Consider the following 14,252-nt stretch of genomic DNA (forward strand, 5'->3'; position numbering starts at 1 on the left):
TGGGATCCGACGACCTCGCTGGGCGAGTTCCTGCTGCCGGTGTCGGCGGCGGCCCTGCACTCGTCCGGGCGGGTGGTGGCGATTCACACCGACAGTGGGCGTCTGGGGCACGTGCTGCCGGCGGGGACGCCGCTGCCGCCGCAGGCGGCGTATAGCGCCGGTCCGGGCACGGAGATCGGCTTGCTGTCCTCGCCGACGGCGGTGGCGGTGACCAATCCAGGGACCATCCTCGTGCTGGAGGCAGGGGCTTCGCAACTGGCGGCGTTCGACCTGAACGGGAACCCGGTGCGGTATTTCGGCACCGCGACGCCGGCGGCGTTCACCTTGCCGCTTTCGGCCTCGGCGACGTATCTGGACGTGGCGGTGGACGGGGCCGGTCAGATCTACCTGCTGTCCTACCAGGGCGACGGATCGGCGGTGGCGGACTATCGGATCGACGTGTACCAGCCCAATGGCACGCCGCTGGCGACCAACAGTCCGGGCACGAATATCCCGCATCTGGCGGTGGATTACTGGCGCAGCATCTTCGCGGCGAACTACACGCCGCTGCTGGACAGCAGCACCGGTCAGCCGCGCATCGATCCGGCCCTGGGCGTGGCCGAACCCTCCCTCAGCCGCTTCGATCCGTCGTAAACAGTGGGTGCGTGGCGCGTCTCTTGCCGGCTGCCATGGTGCTCGCCGGCTTGGTGATGCCGGTTGTCGCCAAGCTCATTGCTCGATTTCCGCGTGCCTAAGAGACAACTGGTCTTTAAGGTGTCGCCCAGTCGGCGGGGTATCGCTGGATCCCGTAAGCGCTGATACTAGGCACTTCGTTCCGCTCTTGGCCTGGCGACTGAGCACGATTGCGCGAGCCGGCCGTGCGGACAAGTGCCTGCCACGAACGCCCGCGGCTGTCGAGCGGACGTCCCAGCCAGATTTCAGGAGTTGCGTCATGAAAATCGGAACCGCGCTGACCGACGGCGCGACGCGCGTCATGCTGCTCGGCAGCGGTGAACTCGGCAAGGAGGTCGCGATCTCGTTGCAACGCTACGGCGTCGAGGTCATTGCCGTCGACCGCTACGCCAACGCACCGGCGCAGCAGGTTGCCCACCGCCACCATGTGATCGACATGACCGACGGCGCGGCGCTCCGGGAACTCGTCGAGCGGGAGCGTCCGCAGTTGATCGTGCCGGAGATCGAAGCCATCGCGACCGCGGCGCTGTGCGAGATCGAGCAGGAAGGTCTGGCTCGGGTGATCCCGACGGCGCGAGCCGCTCAGCTGACGATGAACCGCGAAGGTATCCGCCGCCTTGCCGCCGAGGAACTCGGGCTGCCGACGTCACCCTATGCGTTCGCTTCCTCGCTCGAGGAACTGCAGGCCGGGGCTGCGCGGGTCGGTTTTCCGTGCTTCGTCAAGCCGGTCATGTCCTCGTCCGGCAAAGGCCAGTCGCGGGTCACGTCGGCAGCGGAGATACCGGCAGCCTGGGCTCATGCCGAGTCCGCGGGACGGGTGAAGAATGCCCCGGTGATCGTCGAGGGTCAGGTCGAGTTCGATTTCGAGATCACACTGCTGACGGTACGGGCGGTTGGCCCCGACGGAGCCATCGTCACCTCGTTCTGCGAGCCGATCGGGCACCGTCAGGTTAATGGCGATTACGTCGAGAGCTGGCAGCCGCAGACCATGACCATCGCCGCGCTGGCCGAAGCCCAGCGCATCGCGCATGCGGTCACGGATGGCCTTGGTGGGGCCGGCCTGTTCGGTGTCGAACTGTTCGTGACCGGCGACGGGGTCTGGTTCAGCGAGGTGAGTCCCCGTCCGCACGACACCGGCATGGTCACGATGATCACGCAGGCCCAGAACGAGTTCGAACTGCACGCGCGGGCCATTCTGGGTTTGCCGGTGGATACCGCGCTGCGCCAGCCGGGCGCCAGCGCGGTGATCTACGGTGGCATCGAGGCCGACGGCATTGCGTACGAAGGCCTTGCCGCCGCGCTGTCCCTGCCGCGCACCGAGGTCCGTCTGTTCGGCAAGTCGGTGTCGCACGTCAACCGCCGCATGGGGGTGGCGCTGGCGGCGGCGGACACCGCCACGGCGGCGCGGGCGATCGCGGTGCGGGCAGCATCCTGCATACGGCCGGTGCCGGGAACTTAGCCTTTGGTTTCGTGGACTGACAAAGGGTGCCCTCCGGGCGTTACACTCTCCGACCGCGCGACCGTCCGCCGTTCCGGCGGTGCGGCTGAGGGATTGGTCGGCGACCGGATGGACATTTGACTTTCTGAAACATCTCTCGAAGATAAATCAATACAAAGGGGAGAGCTTACATGCCACTATTCCTGTCGATGCTGCTAACCGCGGGGTTTGCCCTCTGGTACTACAAGACTGCCGAGCGAAAGGGCTTGCCGAGCATACAATGGGCCATCGCTGGCGCTATCGCTTACCAGGTTCCAGCCTGGGCCTGGATGTTTCTGGTGTCACGACCCTATATGGGCTCGATGCGCGGTACTACCGATCGCACGGGTATGGGCTCCTTTCTGATCGGCCACTCATGGATACTGTTCGGCGCCATTTGCGCGTTTCTCGTCTACCAGTTCGTGCTGACGCGGAGCAAGGCACCGGCCTGAGAACGGATCGGAACCGCGCTCGAACTGTCGGGCGCGGTCTTGTGACCCGCAGTCAACATCGGGTATCGTCCCGCCGAGAGGCTGGTTCGAGTCCTGTCCGAATATCCGCTTGTCGAACGAAATTCCGTCATTTGACCCGCGTGCTGCGGCGTGCAGCAGGGTCATCCAGCTAGCCAAGCTCCCGAAATGGCCGCCCTCGACAGAGCGGCGACACCGCTAGCCCGGAAAAAATCCGATACTGCCGGCTGAAAGCATGTCCAGCGCTGCCGACAATTTCCTCTTCGAACACCTGCGCGACATCATGTCGCTGGCGCCGGATGGTGCGCCTGATACCGTGGGGGCCGCGCACCCGCCGCCAGTGGCGCCCGATGCCGATTGGGAGGAACGACTCCGGATTCACGGCAAGACGCTGGGCATTCACTTCGGCGAATGGTCCTTGACGATCGACGAGGCGGTCGGAATATGCGGTCCGGGGGTTCCGTTGATCCGGCCGTTCGGTGACGGCTGGGCCGTGCTGCGCGGGTTCCGCGGCGGCGCGGTGCGCGTCACGCTCGTCGGCGCACAAGGCTTGTCGCAGCGTCGGGTATCGCTACGCAAGCTGCCCGCACTGCTGGGGCTTGGGGTGGCCCAATCCAGCGCGTGGCTGGTGGCCGAGCCGCTGCACCCGCTGGCCGCCGCCGCCCACCATGGGCATGGCGACGACGCTCATCTGCCGCCGCTGCGCCGCCTCTTCGGGTTGCTGAAACCCGAACGTCCCGACCTGTTGCTGGTTCTTGCCTTTGCCTTCGGCGTTGGTCTGCTCGGCCTCGCGACGCCGGTGGCGGTGCAGGCGCTGGTCAATACCGTGGCGATGGGCGGGGTGTTCCAGCCGGTCGTTGTGTTGGCGATCCTGTTGTTCGTCTTTCTGTCCTTCTCCGGGGCGATTCACGTGATGCAGAGCTATCTCGTGGAACTCGTGCAGCGCCGGATTTTCGTGCGCGTCGCCGCCGATCTGGCGTACCGGCTGCCGCACGTGCGCTGCGAGATCTACGACCGGAATCACGGCGCCGAGCTGGTCAACCGCTTCTTCGACGTGCTGACGGTGCAAAAGGCGGGCGCCACGCTGCTGCTGGAAGGCGTCGCGACCGTGCTGCAGGCGATCATCGGCCTCGTGGTACTGGCCTTCTATCATCCGGTCCTGCTGGCGTTCGACGTGATGCTCCTGATCAGCATCGTGTTCGTCGTGTTCGTGCTCGGACGCAACGCCGTCCCGACGGCGATCGCCGAGTCGCGCGCGAAATACGCGGTGGTCGCGTGGCTCGAGGAGATCGCGCGGAACATGCTGACGTTCAAGCTCAACCGCGGTCCGTCCCTGGCCCGCGCCCGCGCCGACGCGCTGGCTCACAGCTATCTCGCTGCCCGCAGCAGCCACTTCCGGGTCTTGATCCGGCAGGTCATCGGCGCCGTCAGTCTGCATGCGATCGCCGGGACTTCGCTGCTGGCCATCGGCGGCTTGCTGGTCGTCGATCAGCAGCTCAGCGTCGGACAGCTCGTCGCAGCCGAGCTGATCGTGTCTGCGGTGCTATCCTCGTTCGCGAAATTCGGGAAGCAGCTGGAATCGTTCTACGACCTGATGGCCGGCGTCGACAAGCTGGGCCACCTGATCGATCTGCCGCTGGAACGAGAGCATGGGGAAGCCTATCCCGAGCGCGGTGCGGCGGGTGCCTCGGTGCATCTGGTGGAGGTGAGCTTTGCCTACGAACACGGGCCCACGGTCCTGGCGAAGGTGACCGCCGCAATCGCCCCGGGTGAGCGCGTGGCGATTCTCGGACCTCACGGCGCAGGCAAGAGCACGCTGGCGGACTTGCTGTGCGGACTGCGTCAGCCGACCAGCGGGCGCATCGAGTTCAACGGGCTGGATCTCCGGGACATCCGGCTGGAGGCGCTCCGGGAGCGGATTGCCGTCGTCGGCCGCGTCGAGATCGTCGAGGATACGATCGTCGAGAATGTCCGCGTCGGGCGGGAAGACATGAGCCTGGATCGCGTCGTCGAGGTGTTGCGGGCCTTGGGTCTGGAAAGCGAGTTCGCCGATCTTACGGATGGCCTGAACACGTCCATCGGGCCGAACGGCGCGCCGCTATCGAGCGGGCAGGCACGCGGCCTGATGCTGGCGCGTGCGGTCGCCGCCCGGCCGATGGTGTTGATCATCGACGGGTTGCTCGATGATCTCGATGCCGCGTCGCGCGCGAGGGCGGCGCAGGTCGTGTTTTCGGAAGACCACAGCGGAACGGTGCTGGTACTCACCCGTAGCGAAAACGTGGCCCGTTTGTGCCAGCGCACGGTGCGGCTGGCACCGGCGCGTCCGGCCACGGGCAGCGCGACGGACGCCGGAGGGTCATGAAAACCTACGAGTATCGTGCCCGGCTGTCCGCACTGGCGTCGGTTCAGACACCGCGACACGTCAGCCGTACCGCCCGCGTCTTCGCGTGGATCTTCGTGATCGGTCCGTTGCTGACGCTATGGATCCCGTGGCAGCAAAACATCATGGGGACCGGTTATGTTTCGGCTTATGCGCCGCTGGAGCGGCGGCAGCTGGTCGAGTCGCCGGTGGGCGGGCGCATCAAGCGCTGGTTCGTGCAGGAGGGCGCGAAGGTCAAGGCCGGCGATCTGTTGGTCGAACTCAGCGACGTCGACCAGAACTACGCCGCCCGACTCGCGGAGCAGCGGGCAGCCGCCGCCAACAAGCTTGCCGCCAAGGATCAGGAATTGCGCAGCTACCGGCTGCAGATCGCCAATCTCGAAGCGACCCGCGACTTGCAGATCACGACGGCCCGACAGCGCCTCGACGTGTCTCGTCAACGGGTGCAGGCGGCTAGCGAGGCGGTGGAGTCGGCGCGGGCCACGTTGTACGCGGCCAAGGCGCAGCGCGAGCGCTTCCGGCGCCTATTGAACGACGGGCTGGTGTCGCAACGGGATTACGAAGTGGCTGAGCGTGACGAGACCGTAGCCTTGCGTGGCCTGAAAAGTGCCGAGGCCAACCTGAAATCGGCGGACGCCGAATTGCGGGCGGCCGAGGTCGACCTGCAGCGGATTGCGACGGAGGCCCAGTCGCGGATCGATTCCGCCAAAGCCTCGGCCAACAAGACCGAGAGCGAGCTGCAGGACGCCCGCGTGAGCCTGGTGAAAAGCGACGTCGACGTGTCGCGACAGCAGTCCCAGACGGTCTACGCGCCGCGCGACGGTGCCGTGTTCCGTATTTCGGCCAACACCGAAGGCATGTTGATCCAGCAAGGGGAGGCACTGTTGACCCTGATCCCCGATACCGAGGCGCGCGCCGTGGAGCTGTGGGTGGACGGCAACGATGCGCCGCTGATCACGCCCGGGCGTCATGCCCGACTGCAGTTCGAGGGGTGGCCTGCCGTCCAGTTCGTCGCCTGGCCTGAGGTGGCAATCGGGACTTTCGGCGGCACGGTCGCCTATGTCGATGCGACCGATGACGGCAAGGGAAAATTCCGCGTCATGATCCTGCCGGACGAGGGGCAGGCGACGTGGCCGTCGGGGCGGTTCTTGCGCCAGGGCGTGCGCACCAAGGGCTGGGTGCTGTTGAACCGGGTCAGTCTGGCCTATGAAATCTGGCGGCAGCTGAATGGCTTCCCGCCAGTGTTCCCCGACGACGTGCGGCAACCGGATCTGGCACGCAAGACGCTGAAATGAGGGAACGAGCTTCGAACGGGCTGGCGGCGCTGACCCTGGGCGCGGCGATCGCCGGCTGCGCCGCGTGGAACGCGCCCATCGATCCAGTATTGGACCGGACGGTGCGCGACCGTCTTGACCAGTCCGAGGGCATGCCGGTCTTCAAGTGGACCAAGCGCAAGCCGGAGACGGTGGAGGAAAGCCTCAAACGGATGAAGGAGGAGACGCCGGACGGCTTGCCGCCGACCAGCCCGCCGCCGAAGCCGGGGGGTGAGGCCAGGCAGTCCCCGGAGCGGACCCGCCAGCTGACGATTGCCGACGTGCGCGGCGCGGCGCTGCACAACAACCTCGATCTGGAAATCGCGAAGGTCGATCCGGCCATGGCGGCGACTTTCGTGACCGAGGAGGAGGGGCGCTTCAACGAGTTGATCTTCGCGCGCGCCAAGTACACGCGCAAGGACACGCCGCCGAACAACATGGAAGTCGTCCAGTTCCAGACGCCCAACCAGAATGAGCCGATCGACAGCCAGATCGCCAAGCTGACCGAGATCGCGCAGCTGACCGATCTGCTGGAACTGGATGCCGGCGTGACGATTCCGCTGCGCACGGGCGGCACGGTCACGCTGAGCACCCCGCTGGACGAAAAGGAGATGTACCGCGGTGTGCCATCGAACCAGTACCGCAGTGCCCTGCGCTTTTCGATCAGCCAGCCGCTGCTGCGCGCGGCCGGCGTCGATGCCAACGTCGCGCCCATCCGTATCGCCCGCTACGAGCAGCAGGTGGTCGACGTCAAGACCCGGCTGCAGGCGATCCGCATCCTGGCGACGATCGACCGGGCCTACTGGGCGGTCTATCAGGCCTGGGGCGAACTCGACGTCCGGCGCCAGCAGTACGAATACGCGTCCAATAACCTGGCGATGGTCAAGCGCCGCGTCGCCGAGGGGCTGGTTGCCGCGATCGAATCGAAGCGCGCGGAGGTCGGTGTCACTGAGCGTATGGAGTCGGTCATCGTCGCGGAGACCAGCCTGAAGTTGCGCCAGCGTCAGCTGAAGCTGCTGATGAACGATGCGAATCTGAAGATGGATTCTGCGACCATCCTCGTGCCGACCACGCGCCCGACGCTGGTCAGCTTCGATTTCGACCGCGACCAGCTCGTCAAACAGGCGCAGGCGCAGCGGCTGGAACTGCTGGAACTGGAGCTGAAGCTCGCGGCCGACCTGACGAAGGTCGATTACCTGCGCAACCAGACGCTGCCGCTGTTCATGCTCGACTACAGCTACGCCTCGCTGGGCCGGAACACCAATTCGTTCGAAGGCGCGATTGGCCAGGCGTTTTCGGGCGACTTTTCCGACTGGTCGGTCGGCCTGCGCATGGAATACCCGATCGGTAATGAACAGCGGCTGGCGCGATTGGAGCGGGCCGTCAACGAGCGGCTGCAGCGGCTGACGACACGGCAGCTGCGGGAGCTGACGGTACAGCGCGAGATTTACGATGCGCTCGACACGCTGCAGCAGAACTGGCAGCGCATCGTTGCGGCCCGCCAGAACGTGCTGGTCGCCGGCATCAACTACGATGCCGAACTGAAGCAGTTCAACGAGGGCCTGCGGACCATGACCGAAGTACTGGAGACCCTGACCCGGCTCGGCGATGCGCAGGTGCGCGAGATCCGCGCGGTCACGGATTACCAGATCGCCCTGATCGACCTGTCCTTCGCGACCGGCACCCTGCTCGGCTACAGCCGCGTCGATTTCGAAGGCATTCCGCGGACGCCGTCGCGTGAGATCAGGACGGACTAGGGGCCGGTGGCCATTCGCTTGTCTCGCAAGCACGGCATGGTAAAGTTGCGGCGATTCGAGCCCCGGGCCGGCGCATGGGGCGGGCTCGGGTTTGGTGTGGCGAAAGCGAGGCAGGGTGAACGACGGTGTGGCGTATTCTCGGCTTGTTGATCGTACTGGCGACTGTGGGTCTGGCGACCTGTCAATCTCTGTTGAATTCCGGGCCGCAGACTGAGAACCCGTCGGGCCAGCAGCTACCCGGCCGCGCGGGCTCGAAAGCACCGGGAGCTCCCTGATGGACCAGAAGACGCTGGACGAGTGGCGCGAGAAGCTGCCGAAAAGCTGGTCCGAGGTGGTGCTGGCCATGCGCGGCTGGCTGCTGTTCCTGTGCGCGCTGCCGGCGATTCCGGCGACGATGATCTCGTTGGCCCGCAACAATCTGCCGGGCATCGTCGCCAATGCGGCCGGCCTGGCCGCACTGCTGCTGGCCTTCGTGCTGTTGCGCCGCGGGTTCCGCAACGAACATGCGCAGCGCACCCAGAAGCTCGTGCGTCCGTTTCGTCCGCTGAAAACGATCTCGGCGCTGATCACGGCAGCAGCGACCGCCGGCCTGGCCTGGTTTGGCGCCGGTCATACGCTTACGGTGTCGGTGCTGTTCGGTCTCGGCGCGCTGCTCGGCATGTATCTGGCCTATGGTTTCGAGCCGCGTTCGGTGCAGGCCATCCTGCCCGATATCGAAGGTATCGACCGTGAGGAGATCCTCCGCCTGCTCGAAGACGCCCAGCAGCGTGTGTTCGGGATCGAGAAGGCCGGCAAGGCGATTCGCAACCCCGAGCTGAATACGCGGCTGACGCGGATCTCCACGCTGGCGAAGGACATCCTGAACGACTTGTCCGAAGACCCGCGCGATGTGCGGCGCTCGAAGAAATTCCTGAACGTCTATCTGGACGGGGTCGAAAAGGTCGTGACCGGTTACGCGAAGACGCACACCCATGCCGGCTCCGAGCAACTCGACGACAATTTCCGCAATGTTCTCGTCGCGATCGAGGACACCTTCCAGGAACAGCGCAAGAAGCTGATCGACAATGACGTGTTCGATCTGGACGTGCAGATGGAAGTGCTCGCGACGCAGCTCAAGCGCGAAGGCATCATGTAGCACCCGATAACGATCTCAGGAGCAAGCCCATGTCGGACCAGAAACCCATCGCCGTCGCCACCGAGGTGGCCATGCCCGCCGTGATCGAACCGACGCCGTCGGCCGGTGAGATCGTGCCCGGCGTCCAGGCCAAGCCGGTCACTTATGTCGAGGCCGATCCCGAGAAGCGCGCCGCGATCGAGAACGTCATGAAGGAGATCGACTTCGGCGATTCCCGCTCGATCATGTTCTTCGGCAGCAAGGCCCAGCAGCAGTTGACGACCGTATCGGAAAGCATGCTGGAAGGCGTCAAGAACAAGGATATCGGCGGCACGGCAGGCGGGGCACTGAACGAAATGGTTGCGACCCTGCGCGGTTTCGACGTCGACGAGTTCGATCCGAACAAGAAACCCGGCTTCTTCGATCGGATGTTCGGCAAGGCCAAGCCGCTGGTGAAGTTCATCCAGCAGTACGAGACCGTCCGCAAGCAGATCGACACGATCACCGACAAGCTCGAAACGCACAAGACGAAGCTGCTGACCGACATCACCGCGCTGGACAAGCTGTACGAGGCCAATCTCGACTACTTCCGGATGCTGGAGGTCTACATCGCCGCCGGTCAGGAGAAACTGCGCGAGCTGGACGAGCAGACGATTCCGGCGCTGGCCGCGCAGGTTGCAGCCAGCGATCAGGTCATCGAAGCCCAGCAACTGCGCGATCTGCGCTCGGCCCGCGACGACCTGGAGCGGCGCGTGCACGACCTGATGCTGACGCGTCAGGTGACCATGCAAAGCCTGCCGAGCATCCGTCTGGTGCAGGAGAACGACAAGGGACTGGTCAACAAGATCAGCTCGACGATGGTCAACACGATTCCGCTGTGGCGTCAGCAGCTCGCGACGGCTGTGACCATCTTCCGCTCGGGCGAGGCCGCGAAGACCGTCCGCGCCGCGACCGACCTGACCAATGACCTGCTCGAAGCCAATGCCGAGAACCTGAAGATGGCGACCTCGGAGGCGCGCAAGCAGATCGAACGCGGCGTGTTCGACATCGAGTCGGTCAAGAAGGCGAACCAGACCCTGATCGCGACGATCCAGGAAAGCCTGCAGATCGCCGACGAAGGCAAGCGCCGCCGCGCCGAAGCGGTGGTCCAGCTCGAACAATGCGAAAGCGAACTGCGCCAGGCCCTAGCGTCGGCCAGCGCGCGCACGGGGGTTTGAGGCGCGACTGATCGCGCTGCCGGACAAACGGCGGCCGAGACATGTCGATTTTTGGGCCGAGCAACGCATCGAGCGGTGGCTTGAGGCTCGTTCGAACGATGGGTATGAGGATGGTTCGCACCGTTGAAGCAGTGATCGATGTACAGGGGCAGGTGACCCTACTCGAGGCCATCGTGCTCGATAGCCGGCATCGAGCGTTGGTGACGATCCTGGATGAAGAGCCGCGGCCGCGTCTTGCCAACGAGGAGGCCCTTGCGAGCGAGGCCGCACTCGCAGACTGGAGCTCACCCGAGGATGATCAAGCTTGGTCGCATCTGCAGCGGAAGCAGTAGTTCTTGTCCGATTTCCCTTTTCCGACCTTTCGCAAGCGAAACTTCGCCCAGCGCTCGCTCTCGCGTACGCAGGGCGAGCCGACTGGGTCTTGTGTCAGATCACCAGTCGACCCTACGCCGACCCGCTTGCCGTGCAGATTACAAATGACGACTTTGCGGAGGGTTCACTCCGTGTGGTCAGCTATGCAAGACCAGGCAAGCTTTTCACTGCCAGTGATGCCTTGTTTGAAGCCGTGATCGGAAACCTCATGCCTGCTTCGCGGGACAGAGTCATCGGGGCGGTTATCGACCTGCTCCGCGTGGGATCTGGAGCTGCGGAAACACGATAGATTCCGAAAGCCTCACTTTATTCTGATATACCCACGGCACCTTTCCCATTTGCGTGCACTGATCCGCGGACTGACCAATGAGACGGGGTGGAGCACCCCTGCCGGTTTCAGAGTCTGGAACGATTTATCGAAGACTTCATTGCCGAAATCGAGAAGCGGAGGGCGCCATGAACCCAAGACGTCTGACTATCACGCTGCAGTCGGACTGGCGCAGTGCGCTGCGAACCGCGGCGCAGCATGCAATGGAAGGGCTGAGTGATGGGACTTACCAGGGCGAAAGACTCAACTTCGAGTCGCCGGGCGCATTTTTCGGCAAGTTGACAGAGAAGCGCTGGGCCATCGTCCATGCGTTGCAGGCGGAAGGAGGCGAGATGGCCGTGCGGGAACTGGCGCGACGACTGGGCCGCGACGTGAAGCGGGTTCATGCCGATGTCTGCGTGCTGGCCGAACTCGGACTGATCGAACGGACGGCTTCCGGCGGGCTGCTTTGTCCATACGCGGACATCCATGTCGACATGCATCTGTCCACGCGGGCTGCCTGAACGGGTCGCGGCTGGAATCGGCAGTGCGATCCCGGTGCGCCGGGGCTCCGGTCGTGGCCGCTCAGCCCAGCCGGTCCAGCGGACTCTGCACGCCTTTGCCGCCCTTGTTCAGCACGTGGGTGTAAATCATGGTAGTGCTGACGTCCTTGTGGCCCAGCAGTTCCTGCACGGTGCGGATGTCGTGGCCGGCTTGCAGCAAATGCGTCGCGAATGAGTGGCGCAGGGTATGGCACGAGGCCGGCTTGGTTAGATCCGCATCGCGTACGGCCTGTCTGACCGCGCGTTGCAAGACCTTTTCGTCGAGATGGTGGCGGCGCTCGACGCCGGAATAGGGATCGATCGACCGTTTGCTGGAAGGGAAGACATACTGCCAGCCCCATTCGCGGCCGGCGGACGGATATTTGCGTGCCAACGCATACGGCAAGTAAACCTCCCCGAAACCCGCACCGAGATCGGCCTGATGTAATTCCCTGACCTTCTCCAGATAGCGTTGCAGGGATTCGATCACCGAATCCGGCAGCATTGTGACGCGGTCCTTGAAGCCTTTGCCGTCCCGGACGGTGATCTGCCGCATCCCGAAATCGATGTCCTTGATCCGAAGGCGCAGGCACTCCATCAGTCGGAGACCCGAGCCATAGAGCAGATTGGCCATCAGGGCATTCCTGCCTTCCAGCTTCCCGAGGACGGCCGCCACTTCGGCCACCGTCAGCACCACCGGCAGTCGTTCCGGCTTCTTGGCCCGGACGAGATTGTCGAGCCAGGGCAGCTCGATTCCCAGCACCTCTCGATACAGGAAGAGCAGCGCGGAAAGCGCCTGAGTCTGTGTCGATGCGGATACCTTGCGCTCCGTCGCCAGATGAGACAGAAACGCCTCGACCTCCGGCGCACCCATGTCTTTCGGGTGGCGTTTCCCATGGAACAGTATGTACCGGCGTATCCATTGCATGTAGGCCTGTTCGGTCCGCAGGCTGTAATGCTTCAGCCGGATCCGGTCCCTAACCTGAACGAGGAACCCCGTCTTGTTGGCCATGGTCGCAAGGTGTATAAAAAAGCCAGAAGCTCGCTAAGGATGGTACGCATATGAAAAGCCGACAGTTTTCAGGACAGGAATCGTCTTACACGCCCCGTGTGGGGCAACGAGTTGCGCCGTTTGGGGTGTCTACTACACGTTTGCCATCTCGAGGACGAACATGATCGCTGAAGCATTTTCTGCACTCGTCGATGCCATCCGACTGTGGGGCGAAAGAAAGAACGAGTGTGCCGAGAGGCTCCAATACAGGAGGGAAGCTCTCCGGCTAACGATGGATGCTGTGGTGGCAACGAAAGCCTATCTGTATGAGTTGAGCCAAGGGCACGAGCCTTCTAGGCCACAGGAGCGGGAGTTGTCACATAAGTGGCAGTACGCAGCGATGGCCATCAGCGAATATGACTATGAACTGTATTTATCAGCTCAGCTAAAGGCTTTGGGCTGGGCAGATCCGCGTGAGTGGAAGCGTGCCGCAATGCGTCCTCGGACGATCAACCTCGACGTTATCATTGAGCAATGTCAATGGCTGCAAGAAAATGGCTAACCCATCATACCACCGGACACCGCGCGATAAAGCCGCGCAACGCCGGTGAATTCAAACGTTAAACCTCACCGTCAATGAATGACTCAGTTACCGATCTTAACGCCAGAAGGCTGAATGACCAGTTTTCTGAAACTACTCGCGCTGTACGACGCAATCTTCTGATTGCAGCCTCTATTGGTATTGTTTTGTCGGCACATGCGCTAAAGCTTACTGACGTTTTTGGCATTGACCTCAATGACGCGGCCACCGCATCAATTGCCATCGGCGCCATTTCACTCATCGCCGCATACGAATTGCTTTCGTTCACCACTTATGCAGTGATCGATCATATGGCTTGGCGTCTAAACTATTATTCCGTAATACACAAAACTCAAGGGGATCGCCTGAGGGAGGTGTCTGGGTACACGCGCCGCACGATGGATCAGCTTGGCTACATCCGCGCGAAGATGACCAGCAACGAGGATTCAGTTGTTAATGCAGTCAAGAGCCAGAGAGGCGTAATTGACGATGTCTGCTCTGAAGCGGATCAGGCGATCAGCGAATACAAGAGCGACATTGCCAAATTGAAGGCCAGGGCACAGAGGCACAACTACACCCAGCTATTTAGAATCTATGCGGTCGACTGGGCAATCCCCTTGGTAGTCGGCATCATCTGTATAGCACGTAACTGGTACTCAATGGGTGACTTCCTGCGAGCTATGCTCCGGTGAGGTCCAACAAGGCCGTAAGGTGGAACCGTTCGCGTGTTCCGCCGGATGATGTAGGGTAGTTGTGCTGCCTGGCTGGGTTCATTGCGTTTTTTCAGGCCGCGGCGGCGGTTATAGCAGCGTTGGATTTTGGCGGATCGCCCCGCGGGCATCCGCCCTACGATGCTCGTTTCCTTAAGCTAAAGGTAACCCGCCCGAACGGCAACCAAAACTCCAGGCTCTAAAGTACCTATTCAATGATGCATTGTCTCCAGACGCGGCCGTGCTTCGCCATTAATTTCAGGCGTCACCGGCCTGGCGAGTACCGTCCTGTATACAGACGTTATACCTGTTTTTATATGCCTATTATTTCTCACGGACACATTAATGGA

At 63.1% G+C, this 14,252-nt stretch carries 13 protein-coding genes; 12 read left to right on the top strand and 1 reads right to left on the bottom strand.

Features of this window, described 5'->3' with window-relative positions; translation table 11 throughout:
• The 10 genes from ACW73L_RS14935 to ACW73L_RS14980 all read left to right on the top strand — a co-directional run.
• On the top strand, positions 1-633 hold a 633-nt coding region (locus ACW73L_RS14935), incomplete at its 5' end, for a hypothetical protein (RefSeq protein ID WP_498923124.1).
• A 298-nt stretch (positions 634-931) separates the two neighbouring features.
• Positions 932-2,131, top strand: a complete 1,200-nt coding sequence (purT, locus tag ACW73L_RS14940) for a formate-dependent phosphoribosylglycinamide formyltransferase (RefSeq protein WP_498923125.1) — start codon at positions 932-934, stop codon at positions 2,129-2,131.
• 170 nt (positions 2,132-2,301) lie between these two features.
• Complete coding sequence (locus ACW73L_RS14945) at positions 2,302-2,601, top strand: hypothetical protein (protein WP_139559079.1); 300 nt, start codon at positions 2,302-2,304, stop codon at positions 2,599-2,601.
• Positions 2,602-2,854: 253 nt separating this feature from the next.
• Positions 2,855-4,981: a peptidase domain-containing ABC transporter gene (locus tag ACW73L_RS14950; protein WP_498923127.1), complete on the top strand. Its 2,127-nt coding sequence runs from the start codon at positions 2,855-2,857 to the stop codon at positions 4,979-4,981.
• Positions 4,978-6,294, top strand: a complete 1,317-nt coding sequence (locus ACW73L_RS14955) for an HlyD family secretion protein (RefSeq protein WP_498923128.1) — start codon at positions 4,978-4,980, stop codon at positions 6,292-6,294. The genes ACW73L_RS14950 and ACW73L_RS14955 overlap by 4 nt, the downstream gene beginning before the upstream one ends.
• Positions 6,291-8,069, top strand: a complete 1,779-nt coding sequence (locus ACW73L_RS14960; protein WP_498923129.1) for a TolC family protein — start codon at positions 6,291-6,293, stop codon at positions 8,067-8,069. The genes ACW73L_RS14955 and ACW73L_RS14960 overlap by 4 nt, the downstream gene beginning before the upstream one ends.
• Positions 8,070-8,343: 274 nt before the next feature.
• On the top strand, positions 8,344-9,204 hold the full coding sequence (locus tag ACW73L_RS14965; RefSeq protein WP_498923131.1) for a 5-bromo-4-chloroindolyl phosphate hydrolysis family protein: 861 nt from the start codon (positions 8,344-8,346) through the stop codon (positions 9,202-9,204).
• A 29-nt stretch (positions 9,205-9,233) separates the two neighbouring features.
• Positions 9,234-10,400 carry a toxic anion resistance protein gene (locus tag ACW73L_RS14970; RefSeq protein ID WP_498923133.1) on the top strand — a complete coding sequence of 389 codons (1,167 nt, stop codon included), beginning with the start codon at positions 9,234-9,236 and terminating at the stop codon, positions 10,398-10,400.
• 110 nt (positions 10,401-10,510) lie between these two features.
• On the top strand, positions 10,511-10,732 hold the full coding sequence (locus ACW73L_RS14975; RefSeq protein ID WP_498923134.1) for a hypothetical protein: 222 nt from the start codon (positions 10,511-10,513) through the stop codon (positions 10,730-10,732).
• A 496-nt stretch (positions 10,733-11,228) separates the two neighbouring features.
• Positions 11,229-11,603, top strand: a complete 375-nt coding sequence (locus ACW73L_RS14980) for an HVO_A0114 family putative DNA-binding protein (protein ID WP_498923136.1) — start codon at positions 11,229-11,231, stop codon at positions 11,601-11,603.
• A gap of 61 nt (positions 11,604-11,664) precedes the next feature.
• Here ACW73L_RS14980 and ACW73L_RS14985 read toward each other — a convergent pair whose 3' ends face one another.
• Positions 11,665-12,633, bottom strand: a complete 969-nt coding sequence (locus ACW73L_RS14985; RefSeq protein ID WP_498923137.1) for an integron integrase — start codon at positions 12,631-12,633, stop codon at positions 11,665-11,667.
• A 160-nt stretch (positions 12,634-12,793) separates the two neighbouring features.
• On the opposite strand from ACW73L_RS14985, the gene ACW73L_RS14990 reads away from it, so the two are divergent.
• Both ACW73L_RS14990 and ACW73L_RS14995 read left to right on the top strand, forming a co-directional pair.
• Positions 12,794-13,174, top strand: a complete 381-nt coding sequence (locus ACW73L_RS14990) for a hypothetical protein (RefSeq protein WP_498923138.1) — start codon at positions 12,794-12,796, stop codon at positions 13,172-13,174.
• Between the two features lie 74 nt (positions 13,175-13,248).
• Positions 13,249-13,884, top strand: coding sequence for a hypothetical protein (locus tag ACW73L_RS14995; protein WP_498923140.1), 636 nt, complete (start codon positions 13,249-13,251; stop codon positions 13,882-13,884).
• The last annotated feature ends 368 nt before the right edge of the window (positions 13,885-14,252 follow it).

The organism is Methylolobus aquaticus (assembly GCF_054172105.1).

Bases quoted from the DNA above. Each gene is read 5' to 3' on its own strand.
- purT (WP_498923125.1), top strand. From the start codon at position 932: ATGAAAATCGGAACCGCGCTGACCGACGGCGCGACGCGCGTCATGCTG.
- ACW73L_RS14945 (WP_139559079.1), top strand. From the start codon at position 2,302: ATGCCACTATTCCTGTCGATGCTGCTAACCGCGGGGTTTGCCCTCTGG.
- ACW73L_RS14950 (WP_498923127.1), top strand. From the start codon at position 2,855: ATGTCCAGCGCTGCCGACAATTTCCTCTTCGAACACCTGCGCGACATC.
- ACW73L_RS14955 (WP_498923128.1), top strand. From the start codon at position 4,978: ATGAAAACCTACGAGTATCGTGCCCGGCTGTCCGCACTGGCGTCGGTT.
- ACW73L_RS14960 (WP_498923129.1), top strand. From the start codon at position 6,291: ATGAGGGAACGAGCTTCGAACGGGCTGGCGGCGCTGACCCTGGGCGCG.
- ACW73L_RS14965 (WP_498923131.1), top strand. From the start codon at position 8,344: ATGGACCAGAAGACGCTGGACGAGTGGCGCGAGAAGCTGCCGAAAAGC.
- ACW73L_RS14970 (WP_498923133.1), top strand. From the start codon at position 9,234: ATGTCGGACCAGAAACCCATCGCCGTCGCCACCGAGGTGGCCATGCCC.
- ACW73L_RS14975 (WP_498923134.1), top strand. From the start codon at position 10,511: ATGGTTCGCACCGTTGAAGCAGTGATCGATGTACAGGGGCAGGTGACC.
- ACW73L_RS14980 (WP_498923136.1), top strand. From the start codon at position 11,229: ATGAACCCAAGACGTCTGACTATCACGCTGCAGTCGGACTGGCGCAGT.
- ACW73L_RS14985 (WP_498923137.1), bottom strand. From the start codon at position 12,633: ATGGCCAACAAGACGGGGTTCCTCGTTCAGGTTAGGGACCGGATCCGG.
- ACW73L_RS14990 (WP_498923138.1), top strand. From the start codon at position 12,794: ATGATCGCTGAAGCATTTTCTGCACTCGTCGATGCCATCCGACTGTGG.
- ACW73L_RS14995 (WP_498923140.1), top strand. From the start codon at position 13,249: ATGAATGACTCAGTTACCGATCTTAACGCCAGAAGGCTGAATGACCAG.